General features: G+C 54.8%; 21 protein-coding genes and 3 pseudogenes. 8 read left to right on the plus strand and 16 right to left on the minus strand.

The features are described 5' to 3' along the window. Nucleotides 1–80: 80 nt before the first annotated feature. Together C4520_19860 and C4520_19865 are read right to left on the minus strand one after the other, a co-directional pair. Nucleotides 81–721, minus strand: a pseudogene (locus C4520_19860) (site-specific integrase). Continuing rightward, a pseudogene (locus C4520_19865) lies at nucleotides 722–916 on the minus strand (hypothetical protein). Nucleotides 917–999: 83 nt separating this feature from the next. Between C4520_19865 and C4520_19870 the strand changes: the two are divergent. Then, complete coding sequence (locus C4520_19870; GenBank protein ID RJP15634.1) at nucleotides 1,000–1,608, plus strand: hypothetical protein; 609 nt, start codon at nucleotides 1,000–1,002, stop codon at nucleotides 1,606–1,608. On the opposite strand, the gene C4520_19875 is transcribed toward C4520_19870, so the two are convergent. Both C4520_19875 and C4520_19880 read right to left on the minus strand, forming a co-directional pair. Next, nucleotides 1,592–2,719: a site-specific DNA-methyltransferase gene (locus C4520_19875; GenBank protein RJP15653.1), complete on the minus strand. Its 1,128-nt coding sequence runs from the start codon at nucleotides 2,717–2,719 to the stop codon at nucleotides 1,592–1,594. The two genes, C4520_19870 and C4520_19875, sit on opposite strands and share 17 nt — an antisense overlap. Nucleotides 2,720–2,751: 32 nt before the next feature. Then, a complete protein-coding gene (locus tag C4520_19880; GenBank protein RJP15635.1) occupies nucleotides 2,752–2,991 on the minus strand; it encodes a hypothetical protein in 240 nt (79 codons plus the stop codon). Nucleotides 2,992–3,330: 339 nt separating this feature from the next. Here C4520_19880 and C4520_19885 point away from each other — a divergent pair, with 339 nt between their 5' ends. Next, nucleotides 3,331–4,023, plus strand: a complete 693-nt coding sequence (locus C4520_19885) for a hypothetical protein (GenBank protein ID RJP15636.1) — start codon at nucleotides 3,331–3,333, stop codon at nucleotides 4,021–4,023. Nucleotides 4,024–4,112: 89 nt separating this feature from the next. Here the strand turns inward: C4520_19885 and C4520_19890 are convergent, their stop codons facing one another. The 3 genes from C4520_19890 to C4520_19900 all read right to left on the minus strand — a co-directional run bounded on the left by C4520_19890 (nucleotide 4,113) and on the right by C4520_19900 (nucleotide 8,309). Further along, entirely contained in the window at nucleotides 4,113–6,353 is a 2,241-nt protein-coding gene (locus C4520_19890) for a vitamin B12-dependent ribonucleotide reductase (protein ID RJP15654.1), read from the minus strand. A gap of 696 nt (nucleotides 6,354–7,049) precedes the next feature. Then, the gene (locus C4520_19895) at nucleotides 7,050–7,586 is read right to left on the minus strand and encodes a gamma carbonic anhydrase family protein (GenBank protein RJP15637.1); all 537 of its coding nucleotides are present in this window, start codon (nucleotides 7,584–7,586) and stop codon (nucleotides 7,050–7,052) included. 15 nt (nucleotides 7,587–7,601) lie between these two features. Beyond that, nucleotides 7,602–8,309 (minus strand): metal-dependent hydrolase, encoded by a 708-nt coding sequence (locus C4520_19900; GenBank protein RJP15638.1) that lies wholly within the window; start codon nucleotides 8,307–8,309, stop codon nucleotides 7,602–7,604. A gap of 183 nt (nucleotides 8,310–8,492) precedes the next feature. Between C4520_19900 and C4520_19905 the strand changes: the two are divergent. Beyond that, nucleotides 8,493–8,678, plus strand: a pseudogene (locus C4520_19905) (cytochrome c). A 51-nt stretch (nucleotides 8,679–8,729) separates the two neighbouring features. Here C4520_19905 and C4520_19910 read toward each other — a convergent pair. The 9 genes from C4520_19910 to C4520_19950 all read right to left on the minus strand — a co-directional run bounded on the left by C4520_19910 (nucleotide 8,730) and on the right by C4520_19950 (nucleotide 18,967). Next, entirely contained in the window at nucleotides 8,730–9,068 is a 339-nt protein-coding gene (locus C4520_19910; protein RJP15639.1) for a hypothetical protein, read from the minus strand. A gap of 102 nt (nucleotides 9,069–9,170) precedes the next feature. Beyond that, the gene (locus C4520_19915) at nucleotides 9,171–9,512 is read right to left on the minus strand and encodes a carboxymuconolactone decarboxylase family protein (protein ID RJP15640.1); all 342 of its coding nucleotides are present in this window, start codon (nucleotides 9,510–9,512) and stop codon (nucleotides 9,171–9,173) included. 113 nt (nucleotides 9,513–9,625) lie between these two features. Continuing rightward, nucleotides 9,626–10,027 carry a CoA-binding protein gene (locus tag C4520_19920; protein RJP15641.1) on the minus strand — a complete coding sequence of 134 codons (402 nt, stop codon included), beginning with the start codon at nucleotides 10,025–10,027 and terminating at the stop codon, nucleotides 9,626–9,628. A gap of 20 nt (nucleotides 10,028–10,047) precedes the next feature. Next, nucleotides 10,048–11,703, minus strand: a complete 1,656-nt coding sequence (locus C4520_19925) for a mucoidy inhibitor MuiA family protein (protein ID RJP15642.1) — start codon at nucleotides 11,701–11,703, stop codon at nucleotides 10,048–10,050. Nucleotides 11,704–11,800: 97 nt separating this feature from the next. Then, nucleotides 11,801–12,463: a hypothetical protein gene (locus tag C4520_19930; GenBank protein RJP15643.1), complete on the minus strand. Its 663-nt coding sequence runs from the start codon at nucleotides 12,461–12,463 to the stop codon at nucleotides 11,801–11,803. A gap of 98 nt (nucleotides 12,464–12,561) precedes the next feature. Further along, entirely contained in the window at nucleotides 12,562–15,012 is a 2,451-nt protein-coding gene (locus C4520_19935; protein ID RJP15644.1) for a VWA domain-containing protein, read from the minus strand. A gap of 217 nt (nucleotides 15,013–15,229) precedes the next feature. Continuing rightward, nucleotides 15,230–15,982 carry a cyclase family protein gene (locus C4520_19940; protein RJP15645.1) on the minus strand — a complete coding sequence of 251 codons (753 nt, stop codon included), beginning with the start codon at nucleotides 15,980–15,982 and terminating at the stop codon, nucleotides 15,230–15,232. Continuing rightward, a complete protein-coding gene (locus tag C4520_19945; protein ID RJP15646.1) occupies nucleotides 15,979–17,319 on the minus strand; it encodes an FAD-binding protein in 1,341 nt (446 codons plus the stop codon). The genes C4520_19940 and C4520_19945 overlap by 4 nt, the downstream gene beginning before the upstream one ends. After that, complete coding sequence (locus C4520_19950) at nucleotides 17,309–18,967, minus strand: FAD-dependent oxidoreductase (GenBank protein RJP15647.1); 1,659 nt, start codon at nucleotides 18,965–18,967, stop codon at nucleotides 17,309–17,311. The genes C4520_19945 and C4520_19950 overlap by 11 nt, the downstream gene beginning before the upstream one ends. A gap of 290 nt (nucleotides 18,968–19,257) precedes the next feature. On the opposite strand from C4520_19950, the gene C4520_19955 reads away from it, so the two are divergent. Genes C4520_19955 through C4520_19975 form a run of 5 tightly spaced genes read left to right on the plus strand, consistent with a single transcriptional unit; the run spans nucleotide 19,258 to nucleotide 24,000 of the window. Next, entirely contained in the window at nucleotides 19,258–20,049 is a 792-nt protein-coding gene (locus C4520_19955) for an outer membrane lipoprotein carrier protein LolA (protein ID RJP15648.1), read from the plus strand. A gap of 39 nt (nucleotides 20,050–20,088) precedes the next feature. Then, nucleotides 20,089–20,877: a 5-deoxy-glucuronate isomerase gene (gene iolB / locus C4520_19960; GenBank protein RJP15649.1), complete on the plus strand. Its 789-nt coding sequence runs from the start codon at nucleotides 20,089–20,091 to the stop codon at nucleotides 20,875–20,877. Between the two features lie 36 nt (nucleotides 20,878–20,913). Beyond that, nucleotides 20,914–21,699: a glucose 1-dehydrogenase gene (locus C4520_19965; GenBank protein RJP15650.1), complete on the plus strand. Its 786-nt coding sequence runs from the start codon at nucleotides 20,914–20,916 to the stop codon at nucleotides 21,697–21,699. A gap of 34 nt (nucleotides 21,700–21,733) precedes the next feature. Further along, nucleotides 21,734–22,801, plus strand: a complete 1,068-nt coding sequence (locus C4520_19970; GenBank protein RJP15651.1) for a hypothetical protein — start codon at nucleotides 21,734–21,736, stop codon at nucleotides 22,799–22,801. A 17-nt stretch (nucleotides 22,802–22,818) separates the two neighbouring features. Further along, complete coding sequence (locus tag C4520_19975) at nucleotides 22,819–24,000, plus strand: amidohydrolase (GenBank protein ID RJP15652.1); 1,182 nt, start codon at nucleotides 22,819–22,821, stop codon at nucleotides 23,998–24,000. Nucleotides 24,001–24,274 lie beyond the last annotated feature (274 nt).

Raw genomic sequence — 24,274 nt, forward strand, 5'->3', positions numbered from 1 at the left:
CATAATGCATCTGATACCGTCCATGATCTGAGTGCGCTCATGCATACGAGCATACCACAGCCGATAATAAAAGACAATAATTATTTACGGATAAGCTCTAAGTACAGTTGGGTCGTGACAAGGTTTTTGTGTCGCAGAATCACCTTCGATACCACCTCCAGCGGGACGCCGCTTCTGCTTGCGTAGGTAGCAGAATGCCGTCTCAGGTCATGTGGCCTCAATACAACTCCTATTCGTTCTCCCGCGGCTTTCACGATTCTTCTTCCGCCTGAGTACGTCAGCGGAAAGATACGCGCTTCTAGACCCAAATTCCTGTCCAGAATGTATGCGTTCAATCTGGTCGCCAGAGATTCCGGCATGTACGCTTCTTCAGATTCTCTGCCGCTTTTCGGTAGAGACAGATTCAGTTTACGTCCTTCAATGTCTATTACCTTCAGCCGCAGGACTTCTCCGATTCTGAGTCCGCTCCGGTCTTGCAATTCCAGAAACAGCCGGTCCCGCAGCTTGGGAGTACAAAAGATAACCTCATCTATTGTTTCTTTTCCTAGAATCATCCTCCTTCCCGGTTGCGGGCTTCGAAAGGCCTTCCTCAAGTTTTCGGTATCACAGGGGTTTGCCTTTGTTGTTCCCAGAATGTTCATGCAGTAATTGAAGAAAATTTGATCATAATGAAAGTATGGTTCTTGGTTCCTTCCTTAAGACCCTCCGTCTTGGAGGACAAAAATCCGAAAATGTCTGCAGGGCTAATTTCAGCTAATTCTTTTCCTCCGAAAGCCATCTCAACATCCCGGAGTAAATACCTATAGCTCTTCACCGTGTGCGGCTTCGAGTTTGCTTCATGGAACGCCAGGTACTGAACAATAGCCTCTTTGACAGTCATTTTGGTGCCTCCTTTTTTACCATAGCTAGCGCACATCCCGTTGCGATAGTAGTTCAAAAGCTTGACATACTTCTGCGCATGACTATAATGGATTCAGTCTATTCTGAGGCCCCAAATTCATGATCCGAAATAAAGCTGATATTTCCAATTTCAATGTTGATGCAATCCTTCCTTATGAATTGAGGCTGCAGGATTTTCAAATAGCCATGCAGGATGTCTATGACTTCTTTTTTGATGTCAATAATCATCTCGCAGAAAAGGGACTTGAACGCCTTGATGACATGCTGCGGCCCGCCATCATGTCCGGTGTTCTTTCAGATATGCTAACGTCGAGCCTTGCCAAGCATTCACGCGTTCTCAAGCAGAATCAATACTTCAACGGTCACCCTGATTTGGTTCTTCAAGGTGTCTATGCCGGCAATGCAGTAAAAGGGGGAACTGAAGGAGTTGAAATCAAGACCACCAGAAAGATTGGCGGCGCGGTTGACACTCATGGCGCAAGAGACCAATGGATGTGTGTCTTTGTCTATGACGTAGATAATCGAACTGAGCCGGCGCGCGATCGGCGGCCAATGACTTTTCTCGAAGTTTATCTGGGAAAGGTGACGGTCGAGGATTTTCGCAGGAATCCGCGTGGGGAGTTGGGCACACGGACCGCAACGCTCCATAAGAACGGCATAAAGAAATTGAGAGAGAACTGGATTTATAAATTTACTGAAACTGAATAAGGCGTGGTATTGAGTCGCAGGCCATTTGAAAGTAGTACTCATCCTTCTCAATGCCAATACTTTCGTATTCCACGGCCTCGGCCGCCGCTAAAGTGGAACCTGCCCCGGCAAAAGTATCCACTAAAATTCCCTCGCCCAAGGGCAATACGGCCCGTACCAATTGACGCAGAAATGACTGCGGTTTCAGACTGGGATGAGGGGCAACCTCACGCTCTTTCTTTCGAGTGGGCGCTGAGCTAATGACATCCCCGAAAGGTGTGTCTTTCCTCGGTCTTCGAAAGCCCCCTGTTTTCCATTTCCTTAAGTTGTCCTGAATTCTTCCTTCAACCGGCTTGCGAAAAACCACCCAAGGTTCCCACATCGAACGCGGCATGACGCTAATATCTGGAAATTCCTCATGAGCGGCTTTTGGGCGGTCTCCTCCCCGCATGGTCATGGTAAGGCGAATGATTTCACCACGGCGCTCAAAACCTGCGTCCGCCAATGCTCCAGAAACGATAAAAGATAATAAGGGGTTTGACGCAATGATTACGTTGGCTCCCGGAACGAGCTTTGGGAGGAGCAACTTCCCCCAAAGAAAGAAGAATGTTCTAATCTCTTCCAATTGATCAGGCGTGAGCGTAGTAAATCGGGGAAGCGGCGATCTCTTGTTTCCATCGAAAGATGGTGGAATTCTCCAAACGCCTCCCTTGCCATTCCTCAGTTTTGTTTGCTGTTCCTCGGTATATTCATGCAGTCCGTAGGGGGGATCAGTTACCACTGCGTGATACGAACAATCTTTCTGAATTCTCAACCAGTCGAAACAATCAGCATGATAAATGATCGATTTTCCAAAGCGAGCTGGCTTGCACCACGTGCCCAGATAAATTTCCTGCTGCAGGGCAGCATTCTGATTTCTTCGCAGGGAATAAAGACCGTGTGACTCCCGAATGAATAATTCGGGATTATTCAGTCGCAGATACGAACGGATTGAGGAAGAAGGTGTCTCACCGATCATCCGGCAGACATCTTCCTCAATTTCCTTTACGGACATAGGTTTCGAAGCCAAGGACATTGCCTTCATTATTGCATCCCTCACCTGCCCAGGTCGGCTTCTTCTCCTGTCACTCATACGCTGCATTATAGACGTCTGGACGTCTCATGTCAAGAAGAACTTTTCTTGAGGGAGCGTTTGACAACAACTGCAGCTTTTGTCTCAAAATCGCACTTCTTCCACGTCAAATTCCAATCAAACATATCATCACAACTCTTCATCGGATGACTTTCCCACAAGGGAAAAAGGCGGTCGGCCGGGAAAGGCTCCTTCATCATTTCGTCGAAAGAAATCCCGCTCCCATAGTCTACCTGTTTCCATTGCTGATGACCTGCCCGAGGCTTTCCCACACTTCTGCGCCTAAAGCCCGCTTTACTTGTCGGCGTTCATCGGCGTCGATCGGCGGTTGAAGAGAGAGATTCTTCGCTGTCGCTCAGAATGACAACGGCAAGGACATCGGCGCACATCGGCGGTTGAAATATGAGGATGGATTCAACCATTTTGGATCCCGGATCGAGTCCGGGACATGTTTTAGATTTCGGATTTTGGAAAGGATTAGAACCAGTGAGAATCCGCGTAATCTGTGGCCAAAAACGTTCTTTCTAATTCGCCTAATTCGCGCGAATTCGTGGTCAAAAATGGTTTCTCTGATCTGAGTATATCAGAGCAATCTGCGGATCGAGCCCAGGATGGCGTCTGCGGATAGGAAGAGCAGCACAACGGGCGGGTTTGAAACCCGCCCCTGGGTGGGAATGGGGTCGCTTGCCGGCTTCCCGTTCTTCGTTTATAATTTCTGTATCTGCATGCCGGGACACAGGCAGAAAAAATCAGGGACATGCGCAGCGCGCGCGCGTTCAGGGGAGGTCGTCATGGCGGAAGTGCTGGACATCATTGAGTTGATCAAAAAGCTGGCTCTGATCGAGGCCGAAGGCGTGGGATTCTACCGGAGCCTGGCCGAGCATGCAGGCGACGAAAATATCAAGAAGCTGGCGCGCATGATGGCGCGCGCCGAGGAGAATCATCGGCAAGGCTTCATCGAGGTGGCCGAAAAGCTCGAGAGGCGGCGGAAAACGGCGCGGCCTTCGAAAGTAACCGGCGATCTGCGGCAATACATCATCGAGCTTATCGATCATCGCATATTTCTGAGCCCAGAACAGGCGGCGACTCTCGCCAGAAACGTCGCAAACCTGGACGAGGCCGTCGATATGGCGATCAAATTTGAGAAGGAAAACATTCTCTTGCTGCAGGAATGCAGGGAAATCGCGGCCGGAACAACCAGGAAGATCATCGACAAAATCATTCAGCAGGAACGAAAACACGTCATCGGGCTTCGCAAAGCGCGCGTACAACTTTTGGCGCGTACCGCTTCATCCGAGCAATAAGCCCAACTTCTTCAGCGCCGATGACTTGGTCTCACACTCAAAGAAAAAGGCCGCTCGCAGAAACGAACGGCCTTCACGTTTCCTGAAACTCAGTTACACTTCGAGTAGCCGCACATGCGGCATACGATGCAACCGCCCTCGCGCTCGATTTTCGCGCCGCAATCGGGGCACGCGCTTACGGCCGTTGCCGGTTCAACAGCGGCTTCGGTCTCGACTTCGCCATTGGGCTCCTCGATTGCGTGGCGCCCGGGAATCTTCGAATATTTCTCGATTGCGCGGCCGATCGCGTCGGGGCAGGAAAGACAACGAATATCCGGATTGATGCGTTTGGCGGCGACCGTAGAAAGACACCGGATGCCTTTCAGTTGCTCAATGAGCGCGTCAACGCTGATTCCCGATCTGAGCGCCAGCGAAACCAGCCGGCTCGTCGCCTCCGATTGAGACGGGCAACCGCCGGCCCTGCCGGTGCTGGTGAAGACCTCGCAGATCCCGATCTCGTCCGAATTGACCGTCACATACAGATTGCCGCAGCCGATAACCACCTTCTCCGTGGTTCCCTGAGTCACTGTCTGGCGCAGACGCGGAATGATATCGTTTCCTTGTGGTGCAGCCTGACCCTTGGTGATGCTCTTCGTCCATACCTGCCCGCTTCGGCTGCCGTCGCGGAAAATCGTGACTCCCTTGCATCCGAGTTTGTATGCGAGAGTATAGACGTTTTCGACGTCTTCCTTCGTTGCGCTGTTCGCAAAATTGACCGTCTTCGAAACCGCATTATCCGTATGCACCTGGAATGCCGCCTGCATCTTGATGTGCCATTCAGGAGTCACCTCGTGAGCCGTCACAAACACTCCCTTGATCTCCGGCGGCACCTCCGGCAAATCAGCCATTCCGCCGGCTTCCGCTATCTTCTTCATCAGTTGCGGAGAGAAGAACCCGCGCTCTTTCGCCAGTTGCCGGAAAATCGGATGGGCCTCGATCAGCTCGTCGTTATCGAGCACATGCCGGGTGAACGCGATCGCGAAAATCGGCTCGATTCCGCTCGAACAGCCGGAAATGATGCTGATTGTGCCCGTCGGCGCAACGGTGGTGACGGTCGCATTGCGCATCGGACGCCCGGAGCCGGCATAAATGCTCTTGTCGTAGTTGGGAAACGAGCCGCGCGTTTCGGCGATCCTCGCCGATTCATCGTGCGCCTTGTTCTGGATAAATGCCATCAGTTCGTCCGCCACCTTGAGCGCCTGCTCTGAATTGTACGGAATGCCCATGCGAATGAGCATATCGGCGAAGCCCATCACGCCGAGCCCGATCTTGCGGTTCGCACGCGTCATCTCAGCGATCTTCGGCAGCGGATACTTGTTCGTGTCGATTACATTATCGAGAAAATGGACCGCCGTGCGCACGGTCCGTGCAAGCCTCGGAAAATCAACCTCGTAGTGACTGTTGCGCTTGATCAGCATTTTCTCCAGATTAATCGAACCGAGATTGCACGATTCATACGGAAGCAGGGGCTGCTCACCGCATGGATTTGTGCTCTCGATCTGGCCCACCAGCGGAGTCGGGTTGCCCTTGTTGATCCGGTCGAGGAAGATGATGCCCGGGTCCCCGTTCAGCCATGCGTGCTCAACAATCTTCTGGAAGACCTCTCGCGCTTTGAGCCGGCCTACCGCCTCGCGTGTTCGCGGATTAATCAGATCATATTCGCCGTCCGACTCGCACGCCTCCATGAATTTGTCGGTTACCGCGACCGAGATGTTGAAGTTGTTAAGCTGGCTTTCGTTCTCTTTCGACTCGATGAACTCGAGAATATCCGGATGGTCTACCCGCAAAATACCCATGTTCGCGCCGCGGCGGGTGCCGCCTTGCTTGATGGTTTCGGTCGCCATGTCGAAAACTTTCATGAACGAGATCGGACCGCTCGAAATGCCTTTCGTCGATAGAACCATATCGTTCTTCGGCCTGATCCGGGAAAAAGAAAAACCCGTGCCGCCGCCGCTCTTATGGATAAGGGCGGTGTTCTTTACCGCTTCAAATATGCTCTCCATCGAGTCTTCGACCGGAAGCACGAAGCATGCGGATAGCTGGCCCAGCTCGCGTCCGGCGTTCATGAGCGTCGGAGAATTCGGCATGAACTCCATGTTCGCCATCAGGAAGAAAAAGTCCTTTGCTACAGCGAGCACGTCGGCATTCTCATTATAATCTTTGTCCACCTGCGCGATTGTGTACGCCACGCGCCAGAACATATCCTCCGGCCGCTCAATCGGCCTGCCGTCGTCATCTTTCTTTAAGTACCGTCTTTCCAATACTTTAAGAGCATTCACCGTAAACTCTATCTTTATCTTCGGCGGTTGCGGGAGGCCGGTCTTTGCTATCCTCCGTCCCATGGCTTTTCTGCCATTTCTTACCGCGGGCATTCGTTCTTCCTCCTTTTTATTAATATGGTCTTCTTTCTTGCATCATGCGACCGCTCGGACCTGAAATACGGTCAAAATCAACCGGCGAAGAGACAACACCCTCTCTTGGATGAGATGGTGGAGTATTTTTGGGATGTTCCCTTAGGTGAAAACTATCTTACATCGCGTGGGCTCGAAAGTCAATCGTGAGGTTGAGTATCGATCGCGCTCGAAGGAATTGGTAATCGCGCCGTCTGCTCAAAAGCGCACCAACGGGTACATCTGGTTTGTCGAGCCCCTCCTCCGTGCTCTCAGGCCTTCAAAATTGGGATCGCTAATGCCTTAAGTAGCCTATCCTGTGGCCTACCTTACTATAACATACTACATGTTGTGTGTCAATAGGCAATTTCTGCCGCGAAGACAACGCAGAAAAAAGGAAAAAATGCAAATAAAATCTACCCAACATACTGATTTTCGAGGGGTTGGAGACAAGCGACACCCGCCAACAGGACTCCTCGATTCGCCGAGGCGCGTGGGAAAAATAGAACGGACACATACAATCCCAATCGGCCCGAGAATCAGAATTATGTTCTGCAAGTAATTTAATACTATACAATTAATATATTGATGTGAAAATCAGTACTCGGTGTCCGATTTTCTCATAGCGGTTTCGGTATAGCGTCGCGGAAGTGTCTGGTAAAGCTGCGTGGCAAAGGTCCACAGTTGCTCCTGCTCGGGAGTCACATCGCCCATGATCTTTCCAGGGACACCCATAACTACTTTGCGGGCCGGAACGATCATGCCGGGCCGGATCACGCAGCCGCTGCCGATAATGCAGTCGTCTCCGATTTCGGCGTTATCCTGAATCACCGCATTCATTCCGACGAGCACATGTTCGTGCAGGATGCAGCCATGCAGGATCGAGCCGTGCCCGATGTGGCTGTTCGGGCCGAGACGCACGGTGAAATCCGGGCGCGCGTGAATGATGCAGTTGTCCTGCACATTCGAACCGTCGCCGACATCGATGTTGCACCAGTCGCCCCGAAGCCTGGCGCCGGGACCGATAAAGCAGTTTTTGCCGATAATAACGCCGCCAATAATGCTCGCTTCGGGGTGGACATAAGAGCCTTCGCCTACGAGCGGCGTCTTTCCTTCAAATTTGTACAGGGGCATCCTGTCTCCCTTCGCCTATACCAGCTTGTATTCCTGGCCGGGGCTCAGAGTCACCACTTTCACTTTGGGCGCTTTCTCTTTCGCGAGTTTTTCGAAGCCGGCGGCATCGGGTTCAAGTATCGGAAACGACTGGTAATGCATCGGAATGACAGCTTTCGGCTTGAGCAACGTGAGCGCGTATGCCGCCTGGAACGGGTCCATCGTGAAGCAGCTGCCAACCGGCAGCAGGGCGAGGTCGATCTTGTACATTTCGCCGAGCGTAGCCATCGTCGCGAAAATGCCGGTGTCGCCCGCGTGGTAGATGGTTTTGCCATTCTCGAGGCGCACGATCATTCCACATGGCTGACCCGAAGCCGATGAGTGAAAAGCCTGGGTGAGGGTCACCCTGATGCCGTCGAGATTGACCGTTCCGCCTATGTTCATGCCGTAGCCGCCGTTGACGATCTGCTCGGGCGCGACGCCCAACTCGCTCTGCAGTCTTGCCATCGTCTCGACGATGCCGACCACCACCGCCTTCGTCTTTTGCGCAATCTCAACCGTGTTACCCAGGTGGTCGAAATGATCGTGCGTGACCAGGATGTAGTCGGCCGAATACACCTCCGAGAGCGGCGTCGGGCAGGACGGATTCCCCTCAAACCAGGGATCGATCAGAATTTTTTTGCCGTTGGCGCTGGTGACTTCGAAATTGGCGTGGCCGTTCCATTTTACCGTTCCATTACCCATATCAAAACCTCCCTGTTGTCTGAGATTTAATTCTGGAGCCGGAAGCCTTGTCGAACACGCGCAATTATAACAAAGAGCGGGTCTCAATTCAAAGAACCGTGGCCGGAAGGCATCCACTGAAGGTGGCTATCCGCTGGGTTGGCTCATCTCGAGAAAACGAAGTCGCCTTGTAAAGGAAGTTAGTGTCATCCGGGAGGAGCGACGGGAGTTGGCCCCTCTCTAAACAACAAGCCTCTACCCGGCCCTCTCATGAAGATGCAGGTCCGACGAGGACTCGGAGCAATGCCTTCTTTTTCGGAAGATAAGATGACAGAGGAGGAGTTAGATAAATTAATCAAATATCTGGCCGCGCTTCGCCGGCACGAATGATTGCTTCACAACGCCAGGAGAAAAGGCAGTCCCCAAGAGCTCCTGTTTTCGCTAGTCCTCTTCTTCCTCTCCCTCCTCTTCCTCCTCCTCTTCCTCGTATTCTTCTTCGTGAATATCTTGTTCCTCGAGGAGATCCATGGTGTTGCGCTTGGATTCCTCTGCATCCATGCCAAATGCTTTGCCGGCAGCCGCAAATGTCTTGTTGGTTATTGCTTTTCCATTCGGATCCACGGCGGCATGGCCCTTGCCATGATCGTCATTCGGTAAGCCGCATCCACAGTTGTAGCACATGACATCACCTTTTTGTTTTGATTGTTTCCCAAATGCAGCCGGACGCTGTCCCGGCATATTCACGTTCACAAAAACTTCGCGGATTACTCTTTCGGACAACAGGATTCCCGTGTTAGTAACATACTGCCAGCGAGCCGATAGTCGATAAATAAGGTGGATTCTGTATTTTCTGCAGAAACAGATGCCGTCTGCTGCGGCCCACTAGGCGGTTCTGCTCTTTACCTTTCGCGTTGTGGTCAGCGCGCGCTCGGCCCATTTCAAAGCTGCGGAGGTTCGCGGAAAACCGATGACAGTAGTCATCAGCAGGACGGCGTGGTACACTTCTTCGCGCTTGGCGCCCGCTTCGATTGCCATGACCGCGTGCCGTTCCACAGCGGTCTCCTGGCTCGCTGTCGCCGAAATGGCCAATTTGATCAGTTCGCGCGTCTTGCGGTCGAGCGGACCTGCCTCGGCGCACGCTTCAGTGAGTTTTTGGTGGGCGTTCCAAATATCGGGATATTTGTCGACAAATTTTTTGAAATGCGGCGGGAGCGACTTTTTCATGATCTCCTCCTTATCCGTTCCGGCAAAATCTCGGTGCCTGTGCCTGCCCACTCGCAAAATTTTAACAGCAACCTGCGAATGCGGCTAGCAGGTAATATGCCCGGAGCGGAGGATTAAGAAAAAAGACGCCTGTGCTCGCGAAGCATGCAGCGGTCCATCACGACGGCGAGGCCCGCGTCGGCCGCTCGTTTGGCGGCCTCTTCGTTCACCACGCCAAGCTGCATCCAGATCGTTTTCGCTCCGATCCTGATTGCCTCCTCGACGATGGCGGGTACGTGCTCCGGTCTCCGGAAAATATCGACGACGTCCACAGGTTCCGGAATGGAGACAAGATCGGGATATGATTTTTCGCCAAGTATCTTGTCAGCCGCGGGATTGACAGGTATGATCCGGTAGCCTTGCTCCTGGAGGTATTGCGCCACTTCATGGCTGTCACGCGCGGGATTGGGCGAAAGACCCACGACTGCAACCGACTTGGCGGATCGGAGGATCTCCTTTATTTTCTCGTCTTGCACGGGGCCGCGCCTCCGTTCATTCACCTGAGCAGGGGACTCTGCAGGAGACCTAACACGTCCATGTCGAGCGGATGGACGACGGTGAACTCAATGATGATTTCCCTTTTCTCTCCCGGCCCCAGAGAGAGATTCCATTTTACAATTCCCGTGTCCCTGTTAAACTCGGACGGCTTGACGCTGAATTCGATCCCCGTAATTCTTATGTCCTCGTGTTGCGACGCCGGGACCTGATCGACGAGTTCCAGCGTCACCGCTTTCTTCTTATGATTGGTGACGGTTATCTTGTTCTTGAAATAATGTTCTTTTCTCGTTCCAAAAACGCGCGATTCGTCTTCCTTGCGAACGAGTTCCTCGCGCTCGACTGTGAGCGCTTCGTCTGTTCCAAAACCTAAAGTGACCTCTTCGTTCGGTGCGACCGGCTCTATGTAGAGGCTTCCCGCCATATCGCCCTCGACAAAAACGGTGGTTTTGCCGGGGAGCCAATATGCGCCCGTCGCATTCTTGATTTTGCCCGTCAGATAAGCATGGGGGGATAGCTTCGGCACTGCCGTATAGGAAAATTCGGCCGGAAGTATCTCGCTGAATATGGCGGCCCGATGATAGGCATTGTCGCTCGGGATATCAAGCTTATACGGGATCTCGAACTGAACCGAGGTCTCACGAGGGACAATTCTTGCCTCGATCGGCCGCGCTTCGTCCTTCTGCATCTGTAACTCGCGATCGAAAAGACCAGCCCCTCTCTCCATGGAGGGAGCGGCCTCCAATACCGGCGGGCGCGGCCGCAAAATCCAGGGAGGGAGCTCGGGCGCCTGAGCGCCGATCGCCGGCCGTGCAGTGGATAGAGAGAGGGAAACATCTTTCCAATCCTCACCCGTACGCTGGCGTACATTTCCGATGGCGGCAAACTGCACTCGCTCCTGTGGAATGTCGGCTCTCGCCTCGTAAGTTGGGTACCAGCCGGCCCCGGTAATGACGTAAGAAAGCGACAGGTTGAACCGGCCGGCCTCAGCGGCGGACAGTGAAACCCGTACGTCGAGCCGTTCGCGCGCCGCCTGCCCCTGCAGTTCCTCGATCTGTCGCAGAAGCGCATCGAGCCGGCGATTCAGTTCGCGGCTCTGAACGTGGACGTGGAGGATTTCCTCGCTTATCCGCGCAAGGTTTTGACGCTGGAACTCCACCATTGCGGCCCATTCTTCCGGCTGGGGCTCGCACGTAATGAATTCTTTCGAAAACTGTTCACCCGTATACACGCCGATATCATGAACCAGCTTGTCTTCGGCTTGCAGGTCTTCCAGCCGTGCTTGAGTACCGGCAATCTGATCCCGGACATCCTCGATTTCGGCTTCCAGCCGGGCTATCTCCTCAGCGCGGGGTTGTTCGAGAATGACTCTCCGGGTTTCCGTAGCGAAAAAACTGAGGCCGGATCTGCCCTCTCCTCCGACCTGAATCGAGTCCAGATCGAGATTCGGAGGCAGGTTCTGAAATATTAGGACATGTTCTCCCGGGTCCATCTCAACGAGGGCCGTTCGGCTTACTCGTGCGCGATCGGGATAAACAATGACCGAAGTGATGCTCGATTCCGCCGCGATTTCGGCGGCATAAACCGGAAAAGAAAACGCAAAAAGAAATGCTGCAAGGATCACGAGACGCTTTTTCATCTTCTCCTCCCGCTGCATCTATTCGAGTAAATCTTCTGCTATCTGGCAGTGATTCTACCCCTGCAGCATATCCGCCGTCAAATGACGGTAAACCCGGCCCAGTTCCTTTATTCGCCTACGGAGACAGCTCCTTGCCGTCGGATTGAGTATTTTCGGATGAATTGGCTTCAAATCCTTTAAATGCGTCGTAATAACCGGCATAGCTGGAATATCCGTCGTATCCCTCGCTTTCCTCGGCTGGCGGAACATATCGTCCCCACCAGCCATAACCATACGGATAGTAATGGTAATCCCAAAGGAAAGGTCTGGGGTAGTACGGATAATAGTAATAAGGAGAATAGAATCCCCCCACGTACGGGCCTTCGTTCGTGTCTATCGTGATCCCCTGGTAGGATACGCTGCGCAGATCGATTTCCGCACCGGCTTTCAGCGACCTGTGAGGGCCGACTCTGAGTTCGCCGGTAATGGTAACCGGTTCCCCGGCTTGGGCGGCTTCTTCAACCAGGTGATATGCCTTGTTTATTGTCGCCGGATTGTATCCGGCTTCCGTGACCAGGATGCGTCCGATGTCCGGATGGCCGACCAGGAAGGTCCAGGTGCGATACAGATCGCCCGACGGCGGCGGATTCTCGAGCACCTGCGCGGAAAATTCAACGTTCTCATTCCGATACTGCGCCGGATTTTCAAAAATGGCGTCTAACGTAGTGGGAACGGGTTGCGAAGCGCATCCCGCAACGACCGCGATAGAAAAAGCAACGGCAAGACAAGATTTTTTCATGACCGTCCCTCCTCGTGGAAAGGCAGCTCTTCGAGTCTTCTACATCTTGCGGGTTGAATGGGAAAGTGGCAAGCGACGTGCCTGGAGCCGGGCTGGCGCTAATCGGCCGATGCCTGTTTCCTGCGCCCTTTCAAAGAAGCAAATCTTCCGGGAGATTCTGATCCGCCCTTGGCTTCCCGACTCACGAGATCCTTGACGCTGGAGCGCTCGATCAGGATCGAGACGATGTTGGGCATGTCTTTCGGCACCAGATAGAAACGTGCAGCCAGATTGGAATAATCAACCAGTGGATTCCCTTCGATCTTTTCGCCGTCAAAGAAGGTCACTTCGAGCAGCTCATGATGTTGAATTCGATCTTTCGGAATTCCGGACGCGCCGGAAGCATCCTGCAGAAAGAACACCCCCTTCAGGGTCTCGAAGTGTATGTTTGCGATCTCTTCCGCGGTTTCCTCGACACCTTCAACATCCGTCCGAAGTAATTCGAATGAAGGAGCGCCGATATCCCACGTTACCGGAGTCCCTCTCATGGTGCGACCGTCAGTGAAATGGACGACAACTTCCTTCTGTGATTCCGGGTTCGAGAACAGGAGTATGTACTCTCCGATCCCGAGCAGGTCCTTGTCGGCCAGCCGCGTCCTTCCCGTGCATTCGACGTCGTTGACTTTCAGAGACACTCCTTTTACCGGCAGAATGGAAACCTCCACCTGGTTCTCGATTTTCCTCGCGGACAATTTGAAGTGTGTTGCCGCGACCGACTCATGATCGAGGCGGATATCCGCGTTCGGCGAACTTCCCGCGATGAGCGTGTCCTTGCCGTGCAGCGATCCAATCCGTTTGAGATTGATGTTCTTTGTCTTCGAGTTGGTCGGGTCTTTTATAACCACCAGTTCCCCGACAAACAATTCCTGCGCCGGCTTCATCCGATACAGTAAAATGATGAAGAGGATTATCACCCCACCAAAGAAAGGTATCAGGACGTAGCGCGACCCGAAGCGGGAAGATATGCTTCTGAGCGCCGAGACGATCCGGTTCTCTTCTTTTCCCTCGCGTCCCTCCAACTCCTGCGTCAATTCTTCGAATGTCATCTTGCGCGCCCGTGAGCGATCGATGCCGGCCGTGGTCGGCAGCAATTTTCTGCCCCACCGGACGCGGTCGGTATTCATTTCGATCCGGATCGGGATGACGAGCGGCAGGATCTCGATGTCCGCTTCATTTGAAACGAAGCGCATACTGCCCTCGTATGCGCCTTGGGGCAGCATCTCCTCCGGCAGTACGGTCTCCTGCGCGACGGAAATCGTTATCTCCGCCGCCAGCGTGGTGTCGCGGGTTCCATAGATTTTGCTTTCGACATTGAAACCCTTCGGCAACTGGATCGAGACGTCCTGCGAGATCTTTTTCGAATCAGCTTCCTTGTTCAAGTGAAGCGTGATCATCTTGGTGTCTTTTTTCCCGGGCTCGAGCGGGCCGAACGTCAGCGGTCTTTCCGGCCTCGTCATACCGGCGGGTCTGCCTGTCGCGCTTTCCTTCGCCCTGGCTACCACTTCTTCCAGTTTCTTCTCTTCCGGCTTCGGGCCCGGCACTTCCACCGGCGCGGGCGGAACGATCATGGCCGTAAGCGCGACTCTCTGAGGCTTCACATCGAGGATTGGGCCGGCGAGCGATTTGAAGACCACTTGTCCATTGTATACTCCCGGCGCGCCCGCGAAAGAAACGTCGAATTCCTGCTGCCACACTTGAGCCGACGCGACTATTCGATTCGGAGAAAGTGTGACGGGTATGGTTCGCGCCGGATTAGTCGGGTCTATCATTGTTGCTTCCGTAAAAAACTCCAGTCCCGCGGCGCCTGGATGTATCGGCTCGAACGTGAGCACAATCTTCTTCCGCACATTGTCATCATGGAACGAACCGAGATTGATGTCGCTCTCTCTTACACCGATGCGAAATGTGGTTCGCCGCGCCCAGGTGACAAAATCCTCGAACGACTCGTTTTTCACCTCGCTCAGCGGCGCCTGGTAGGCAAACCATTCCCTGCCGGGCTCGAACTGTTCATTCTTCTCTCTCAGTCTATCGAGCGAGAGGTAATCCTGCCCCAGCGCGGCGGGGGGATTATCCTTGTCGTCGCTCAACCACAAAAGAACTCGCTCGCGGTCCGGGTACTTTTCAAAGAGATACCGCAATTCGGAGATGCTTTTTTCCAGTCCGCTGTTCAAGTAGGTTGCATAATCGGTGGGATACAGGGCATCCACCTGGCGTTGAAGCTCTTCGATGTCCGCTTTTCCCCGGATCAGTCTGCGGTCAAGAAGCCGCGCGTTCTCTCCAAAGATGATAAGCGCTACGTTGTCTCCTGCTTTTGCTTCGCCCAGAGTGCGATTCGTGAGTCGCTTCACTTCGTCGAAGATATCCTGCATGCTCGTGGAGACATCGATGACGATGACATAGTCTTTCCCATTGGCAGCAAAGACATTAAGTTGAAATAGTAAAAGAATGGTGACAAGAAGGATGGACGGAATAAAAAGAAAAGTCGGCCGGACGTTTCTCCTCAATTGCATAATTGCTCGTTTCCTTTAGGTGCCCCGGCCTGGAAAAGGAGTCGGCTTTTTCAGGTCCTTCTCATGTGGATTTCCAGGGGAAATATGAGCATCCGAATCCCGCTGCAACTGGCAAAGTGCCGTGACTAGATTCTACCATAAGCGGCCATATTTTGCAAAAAAGTTGGAACTGCAACCATTTAAGAAATGCGCAGCCTCTTGAAGACAGCCTCTTTGCCTACGGCGCCAGTGCGACAGCCCGAGTCCAGCCGGCGCTGGCGCCCGTTATCTTCACCGGAAAACAGGCGACTTTGAATCCGGATGGAGGAAGCAAATCCAGATTTGCAAGTTTTTCGATGTGGCAGTACTCCCGCTCGATTCCGGCGAAGTGCGCTTCCCAGATGATCTTCGAATCGCCCGTTTGCCCGAATTCTTCCGCGATATGAACGAACGGGCGGTCAAAGCCCCAGGCGTCGATCCCCATAATCTTCACACCCTTATCGATCAGCCACAACGTCGCTTCTCTCCCCATTCCGCATCCTTTGTTGCCATATTCGGGAGATCCCCAGTACTTGTCGGCGCCTGTCATAATAAGGGCGATATCAAACGGCTTTACGACGTAGTTGATTTTCTTCAAGGCTTGTTCGACGTCGGCCGCCTCGATGCGGGCGCCGTCAGCCTTATGGCGCATATCCAGCACGAAACCATCGGAAAAACACCATTCGAGCGGCACTTGATCGATCGTCCGCGCCGGCTTCCCCTCGCTGGTCGGCGAAAAATGATAGGGCGCATCCAAATGGGTGCCGGTATGAGTCATGAGCGTGATGTGGTCATTCGCCCAGCCGAGGCCGCCGGGAAGATCTTTTTCTGCGCACTGAAAAATTGCTTGCATGATTTGAGAACCGGCAGAATGATTTTCCCGGCCGATCTTGGGCTCGGTCATCTCGCTGGGACCTTCCTCGATTGGGACGCTGAGATCGATCACTCTCATGGGCGCGCTCCTTTCGCGGCGGCTTGCACGCCCGCTATATAGCCGGTCAAAATGGCCACGCCAAGCCCGCACTTGTCGGCTACATAATCGTATTCACCAATTATCGAGCCCGCGGCATAAAGGTTTTCATAGACGGGTTCGCCGAATGGACTGAGCGGCCGCAGTTGCCCGTCGATATGAATGCCGCACGAAAAAAGCAACTGCTTTCCCTCCACCGTCCAGTTGAGCAGGTCCTGCATGAAGCGGGCATCCGCCCGGTTGTCCTTGCAGAACAATGGCAGATCGAAAATCGGCTCGATCGGAAAATCGTTGGTCAGAATGCCGCCCGAATTGAATTTGCCGGCAGCAAGCACATAATTTTCCGCAGCCGCGGTTCGCTTCGATTTCCGCCCTTTCAGAATCAGATTCCTTATTTTCCTGCCTTCACGTTTGGCGTCGAGCACTTCGTCATTCAGAATTCGGACCCTATTCTCGCGAAGACTCGACTCCAGCGCCCGCTGCAGCCGATATCCCGGCACCGAAAAAGTCGGCGAGATCAATTCGAACACCTTCTTGCCGATCTCGCGAGAAAAGATATCGAACGTCTCCTCGTGATTATCAAGCCCGAGAACCGGCGGAAGCGCCACGTGATTGATCCCGGCCGGCATATTGGCGCGAACAACTTTCGCAAAATGCCCGGCCGCCTGCGGCTCATCGAGGTAACGCGCGATCTCGAACGGGGCCGAAGGAAGCGCATTCATGGAATGCGGAATGATTGCTTCGATGATCTCCACCCGTTCAACCGGGCGAGGCGGATGCAATGATGAATACCGCGCGAGCGTCTGACGGCAGATGCGAGGCTGGAACAGCATCAGTCCACTGATCCCCACCAGCAGCACCTGCGCATCTCGCATCGCGCAGAGATTTCCCTCAGAAAGCGAGCGGGCGGCGAATGAGGAAAATTTTGCCGTTCCCAGAACGGTCGGCAGCGCAATATTCTGATCACACGAGCCGTACATCTGAAACCGCGGGATCTTGTGCAAAAGAAATTCCGTGGCTTGCGATAACTGCTCGCATAACAGGTCGATTCCGCTGCGCCCGCCCGCGACGATCGAATAGGGATGCAGCGGATTTACCCGCAATATCTCCTTCAGCCTGTCGCTTACCCGCGGGACTTCGCCCCATGAATCCAGCGGAAGGAATTTCTCCGGTCCGGCGATATCGATGGTACCCGACGACATGGCGGTCGAACCCTGACCCTTTCGAATCAGGATCACGTCGGCGCCGAGCGAGGCGGCCTTCAGCGCGGCAGTGGTTCCGGCCATGCCGCCGCCGATGACAATGACATCAGCCTCCATGGAGCGTGTACCTTTCTGCTGCGATCATCTCATGCAGATTCGCCGAGAGGAAATGAGCGGCGCGATTGATCTCCTCCTGCGCCAATTGCAGGCCCGACAATATCGGAAGCTTTCCCTTCCAGCGCTCCTGGAGAAAAGCCTTGGCGACCTCGGTCAGATCGTCCGGATTCAGATGCAGCTCCTCCGCAAGAATGCAGGCGGCCGAAAGCGTACATCGACAACCTTGGCAGGGGCCGGCCCCCAGCCGCGTTCTGCGGCGTACGTCATCCAGAGTCCGCGCCCACTCGTGCCGAATGGCGTGCCGAATCTCCGCCTCTGTCACTGATTCGCACTGGCAGATGATAGATTTCGCCGAGCCTTGCGGTTCCTCCGCCATGACTTTCACGTAGTCCGAGCCATACCGCTGGTACAGCCGCTGGATCACGTATGCCGGCACTCCGTATTCCTTCGACGCCTCATGAAGGTCCACTTCGCCCTCGCCTCCCGGCAGCGGCTCGAGATGAGTGCGGCTTCGCTCCTTGATCCCCAGTTTCTGACAGATAACATCCGTGGCATGCTCAGCCATCAACCGATAACTGGCAAATTTTCCGCCCGCAATCGACAATAACCCTCTGATGTTTTCCGTCTGCTCGTGATCGAATACCTTATGCTCGCGCGAGAGATCGTCTTCATTCTTGCGCCATTCGAAAAGCGTCGGCCTGACTCCCGCGAATGCGCGTATCATGCGCTCCTTGCGAATCGACGGGAACACGCGCTCGATGCCCTCCAGAAGATATTGTATTTCGTCGCGAGTGACGGTGAGATTATCCATGTCGCCGTAGTAATCGTCGTCGGTGGTGCCGACCAGCGACGTGTTCTCGTACGGCAGCACGAAAATGCTTCTGCCGTCGATCGTCTCGGCGGTTATCGCCACATTCGAAAGCCTGCGGTCAAAAACCAGATGGATCCCCTTTGCCGGCCGAATCTTCACTTCTGCGCCGGCCATTTTGGCGACGCCGGGCGACCACGGACCGCCGGCATTGAAGATTATCCGCGCGCCGATTTCCTCGCGCTCGCCGGTCAGCGTGTTCCTCAGCTTCGCGCCGACCGCGCGCCGATTGGAATCGATCATGATCTTTTCCGCAATCGTATGATTGCGGATTTCCGCTCCATACCGGTGGGCCGAGAGTATGTTGAGGATGGTGAGCCGGAACGGACTGCATCCCCATTCATCCATCGTGACAGCACCCGCAATCTGCTCGGTCAGGCCGGGCTCCAGTTTCAATGCATCAGACCGGGAGAGTCGGGTATGCGGTCGCCCGTTCTTCAGAGGGACGAACCGATCATACGCTTCCATGAAAGTCTCGATCAGCTCGATGTTGTATTTCCCGCCCTTCAGGACGGGGAAGATGAACGGGATGCGAAACAGAAGGAAAGGCGCGATTTTCTGGATGTAACCGGAATCCAGGCAGGATGTTCGGGTGGTCTCAATGTCGTATTCGAGATAGCGGGGACCGCCGTGTATCATGCCGCTGCATGCGCCCGTCGCGCCCGCGGCGAAATCGGTTTTCTCGACGAGGATCGTCTTGAGCCCGCGCATCGCGCAGTCGCGCGCAATGCCGGCCCCGTTGATGCCTCCTCCGATAATCAGTACATCGTAATGCGGCATTGGTCAACTGAAATGGTTTCTTACAGGAAGATATGAAAGCCGCCGTAATAACCGTGATATGTCCGCCGGCTTTTGTTCATTCTCATTCTAGCGCAACAACCCGCCCGAAGTCAATGAATTGTCTTGCTTTTCGAGCCGTGTTTAGGAGCGGATAGCAACCGGCAACTCGCGAAGTCTATTGTCATAACTTTTAAAATAGGATAGAATTGGACCACTAACGGATGGCGACACCTATTTGGACACGTTCCCGCACGGAGTAACAGCCGCGGTTCTTACCGCAGGAGGCAAAAATGAAGACGCTCCGACTTCTCTCCGCTATCTGCATCCTTCTGTTGTTTTCTACATCAGCTCTGGCACAGGACGCGGCCGAGAACAACAAGGTCATTGATGACCTGATCAAGAAAGCCGAAGACGTCAAGAGCTATAAAGTCGATATCAACACGCTAACGCACGCCATGGGCGAACCGATCACGATCAAGGGAACAATGTCCTTCGAACAGCCCGGTAAGATGCGCATGAGCACGGTAACCGATATGATGGGCGGAATGAAGCAGGACATTTACAAGACGGGCGATATTATCTGGACCTACATGCCGATCATGAAGATGACAACCAAGATGGACGTCTCACGTCTCAAGCAGGAGATGCCGGGACAACAGCCGGATATGGATGAGTCCGACGTGGCGACCATGCTCAAGGATTTCCCGAAAGACGCCATCACTTTCGTCGGGAAAAAGAAGGCCGACGGGAAGGATGTTTACGTTCTCCGGGTCGCGCCGGAAAAATTCAACATGGACATGACTGCTCCTCAGAAAAACTTCCCCGTCCAGCCGAAAAAAATCGAGTTCCTCGTTTACGCGGACAATGGACTGCCTCACAAGATACTCATGTACGGCAAGGATGACGCGCTCATCATGGAGCAGACGTACTCGAATTATCAACTGAACATCGATATCCCCGACTCGGAATTCGAATTCACGCCGCCCGAAGGCGCACAGGTGATGGACATGACCGAGGCAACCATCAACATGATGAGGCAAATGAAGGAAAGCGAACAGGCTCAACCCGCTCCGGCTGAATAGCGTTCCCGGTTCCCCTTGAGCAATCAGAGACGGTGCAGAATGAGAAATATCGAATTGAAGTATCCTCACAAGAATAAGTCGGGCTTCGTTCCACTTGTCTCGCCGCGGAATTCGCGGCTGAAACTGATCGAGTTCGGCACGGTCACGCTTTCTCGCGGCGAGCGCCTCCGGCTGCCGTGCGCGGAGAAGGAGATCGCGCTGCTGCTCATCTCGGGCCGCTGCTCGATCGACGCCGAAAAAGAACGGTGGACGCTCGGTCCCCGACACGATATCTTCTCCGAATTTCCGTGGGCGTGGTACGGGCGAGGCATCGATGGATTCTCCATCGTCGCCCGCTCGAAAGTCGAGGCCGTCGTGTCAGCGACGCCGGCAAAGGCAAGAGAGCCTCACGTATGCGCCATCGCGCCGGATGCGGTGATCGAGCGGCAGGTTGGCGCCGATACGTATGCGCGCCGGGTGCGTACGGTTATCGGAGAAGATTTCCCTGCGGAACGACTTCTCCTGGGTGAGACAATTAACGAGGCCGGCAAATGGTCGAGCTATCCGCCGCACCGCCACGAAAAGGATTCGCCCCCGCACGAGGCGAAGCTCGAAGAGGTTTATTACTACCGCACCGAGAAGAGAAACGGATTCGGCGTTCAGCGGATCTATACCGACGACGGCCGCATCGATGAAACGCACACCGTCCGGCAGGGCGACGTCTGCGTGCTCCCGCGCGGCTATCATCCGGTTTCCGCAGCGCCAAGTTCGAAGCTCTATTATTTCTGGGTTCTGGCTGGGAAGAACCGAAAAATGCATGTCCGCGTGGACCCGCAGTTCGCGGAGTAAAACCCCGATCTGGCATTCTAGCAGGGGAGGAGGATATTGGAAAGCAGGCTTTCGAAAAGGTTCGGGCTGGAGGGTAAAGTTGCTGTCGTTCTGGGCGGCACGAGCGGCATCGGCAAGGCGATAGCCCTGGGGCTCGCAGAGGCCGGCGCCGACGTCGCGCCTGTCTCGCGCCGAAAAGAGAAGGTCGAGGAAACAGCGCTCGAAATCGAGCGCATCTCGGGAAAGAAACCACCGATTGCGGCCGCCGACGTTCTCGACAAGTCGGCCGTCGCAGAAGCGTTCTCCAGAATCGCGGCGGAATGCGGGCGCCTCGATATCCTGGTGAATTCGGCCGGCGCCACAATCAAGAAGCCCTCGATCGAGTTAACCGAGGACGAATGGGACCGCGTGGTCGACACGAATCTGAAGGCGCTGTTTTTTGCCTGCCAGGCCGCCGCAAAAATCATGATATCGAAGGGGTCCGGCGGCAAGATCATCAACATAGCTTCGCTGGCTTCTTTTGTCGGCCTGAACGAGGTCGCCGCGTACTGCGCCAGCAAGGGAGGCGTCCTCGCTCTGACGCGGGCGCTCGGGCGCGAATGGGCGCATCATAAAATCAACGTGAACGCGATCGCGCCCGGCGTATTCCGCACGCCGCTCAATGAGCACCTGCTTGCGATCAAGGAACGCTACGACATGTTTGTCTCGCGCACACCGATGGGCAGGGTCGGCCATGTCGATGAGCTCGTCGGCGCGGCCATCTATCTGGCGTCCCCCGCCTCCGATTTCATGACCGGCCAATCGATCGTGGTCGACGGCGGATTCCTCGCCATGGGGGTATGAGATCTTGCCGCCCGCCCGCCCGCGAAAAGATAAAATGCTTGCGGCGCTCCTGCGGGCTCCGCTCGATCTGCAGGCCAAAAGGATTCCATCCTTTGCGCTCGAGCCGGACCAGGTGATGATCCAGGTGGTCGCCTGCGGCATCTGCGGAAGCGACCTTCGTTATTATCACGGTGAGAATCCGTGGGCTTTGCATACGCTCGGAAAGCCGCTTCCGAATCCGCCAAACATCGTCCTTGGGCACGAATTCGCGGGAACTGTTTCCGGCAATACTATTTCTCCGCTTCGAGGGAAACGCGTCGCGGTGCTGTGCTTCAAGACGTGCGGCCGGTGCGACCAGTGCCGGAGCGGCCGCGAGAACCTGTGTAAAAACACCATGCATCTCGGGCACGGCGCCGGCTGGGGCAAGCGCCGCTATTATCCCGGCGGAATGGCTGAGCAGTGTCCGGCGTGGGAACATTTATGTTTTGCAATCCCCGATCACATGAGCTTTGACGAGGCGGCGCTGCTCGATGTCGTGGGCGTGGGCGTCCATGCCGCGCGCGTGGCCGCCGTCGCGCCCGGAGCGTCGGTCGCGGTTTACGGGGCGGGCCCCATCGGCAACGCGATCATGCAAGCTTCCAAAGCGATGGGAGCGAGCAAGGTTTTTGTTGTCGATACCTATGATGTCGCGCTTGAGATTGCGCGCTTGTGCGGCGCGACCGGCGCCGTGAAAGCGGACTCAACCGATGCGGCGCAGTCGTTGCGGGAAGTGAACCGCGGGAACTTTCAGGTCGTGTTCGATACCGTTGGAACCGCCGAGACCTTGCGGAACTGCATCGGCCTGCTGGCCGAGGGCGGCACGGCGGTGCTGATGGCGGTGCATGACCTCGAGTTCGCGGTGAACTCGCTCGATCTCGGGTCGGAACGCTCACTCAGGACGTCATGCAATTTCCGGATCGAGGAATATCCGCTCTCGATCGCTCTCGTTTCGTCCGGCCAAATCGATGTGAGGCCGTGGATCACTCATCGGTTCCCCCTGAAGAAAGTGAGCGAGGCATTCGAGACCGCATTTCATAAAGAGGAAAACGGCGCATTCAAAATCATGATCTATCCTGACAGTTAACCGCGCGATGGTGGGACATGAAAAAAGAGATCCAGGAAAAAGCCGAGCATATCTTTGACTGGCTGATCGAGATCCGGCGCGATCTGCATGCGCATCCCGAGATCGGCCTGCAGGAAATTCGCACCTCGAAAAAAGTCGCCGAAGAGCTTCGCGCGCTCGGGCTCGAAGTGAGGACCGATATCGGAGTGACCGGCGTCGTCGGCCTTCTGCGCGGCTCCTCGCCCGGCCGCACAATCGCGATTCGTGCCGACATGGACGCGCTCCCCATCATCGAGGAGACAGGTTTACCGTTCGCCTCGACGAACATCGGAGTCATGCACGCATGCGGGCACGACGGCCACGTCGCGATGGCGCTCGGAACGGCGCGGGTGCTGACCGAGCTTCGCGAGAAGATCCATGGCGCCGTCAAGTTCATCATGCAGCCGGCTGAAGAGAGCTACGGCGGCGCGAAGGACCTCGTCGAGGAGGGAGTGCTCGAGAATCCGAACGTAGACGCGATCATTGCGCTTCATATCGACGCGCATGAGCCCGTCGGCAAGCTCGTCATCAAACCGGGTCCCATTGGCGCATCGGTCGACGTTTTCATGGTATCGATCAACGGCAAGGGCGGGCACAGCTCCGAGCCGCACGCGTGCGTCGACCCGATCCACATCGCGGCGCAGGCAATCATTGCGCTGCAGACAATGGTCACCCGCACCTTTGACGCGAGGGACCCGATTGTGCTGAGCGTGTGCTCGATCCAGAGCGGAAGCGCATTCAACGTGATCCCCGAGAACGTTCATTTCGGCGGCACCGTAAGAAGCCTCTCGGAGAAGCAGCGACACGAGATCCCCCGGAAGATGGAAGACATCATTCGCTCCGTCGCCGCAACATGGGGAGCGACGTTCGATTTCACATATATTCACGGAGCGCCCGTCACCGCGAACGAGCCGGCAATGACGGAGTTGATGCGGCAGACGGCGGCCGATCTGTGGGGCCCGGAGAGCGTCGTCGAAATGCCAAAGCCGCATATGGGCTCCGAGGATTACTGTTATTTTCTTGAGAAGGTGCCGGGCGCGATGGGCATGCTCGGCGCGGCCAAAGCCGGAGCAAAAATCTATCCCGGCCACCATCCGAAATTCGATTTCGACGAGCGCTGTCTCCCGCTCGGCGTCCAGCTCCTGTCGCTCAGTTCCTTGCGCTTCCTGAACAGCGCCTGAGGTTTTTTTAGTGTGGATTACACGAATCTGAAAAACGTGAAAGAGTTTCGACCAGCGATTGGCACGGATTGACATGGCTATTTCATCCGCTGATTTTACGGATTTCTACTGATTGAAGACAAAAACTTTTTGTACCACGAATCCTTCGACATCAGGACGGGTTCCACGAATTATCACGGATGTGCGCCAAGGAAGCATACAAGTTCTTACCAGTGAAAGTCTGGTCTGGACAAAGGGTAGCCGCCAGTCCAGCACCGAATCTCACATGTAGGGA

The organism is Candidatus Abyssobacteria bacterium SURF_5 (assembly GCA_003598085.1).
In the GTDB taxonomy this organism is placed as follows: domain Bacteria; phylum Abyssobacteria; class SURF-5; order SURF-5; family SURF-5; genus SURF-5.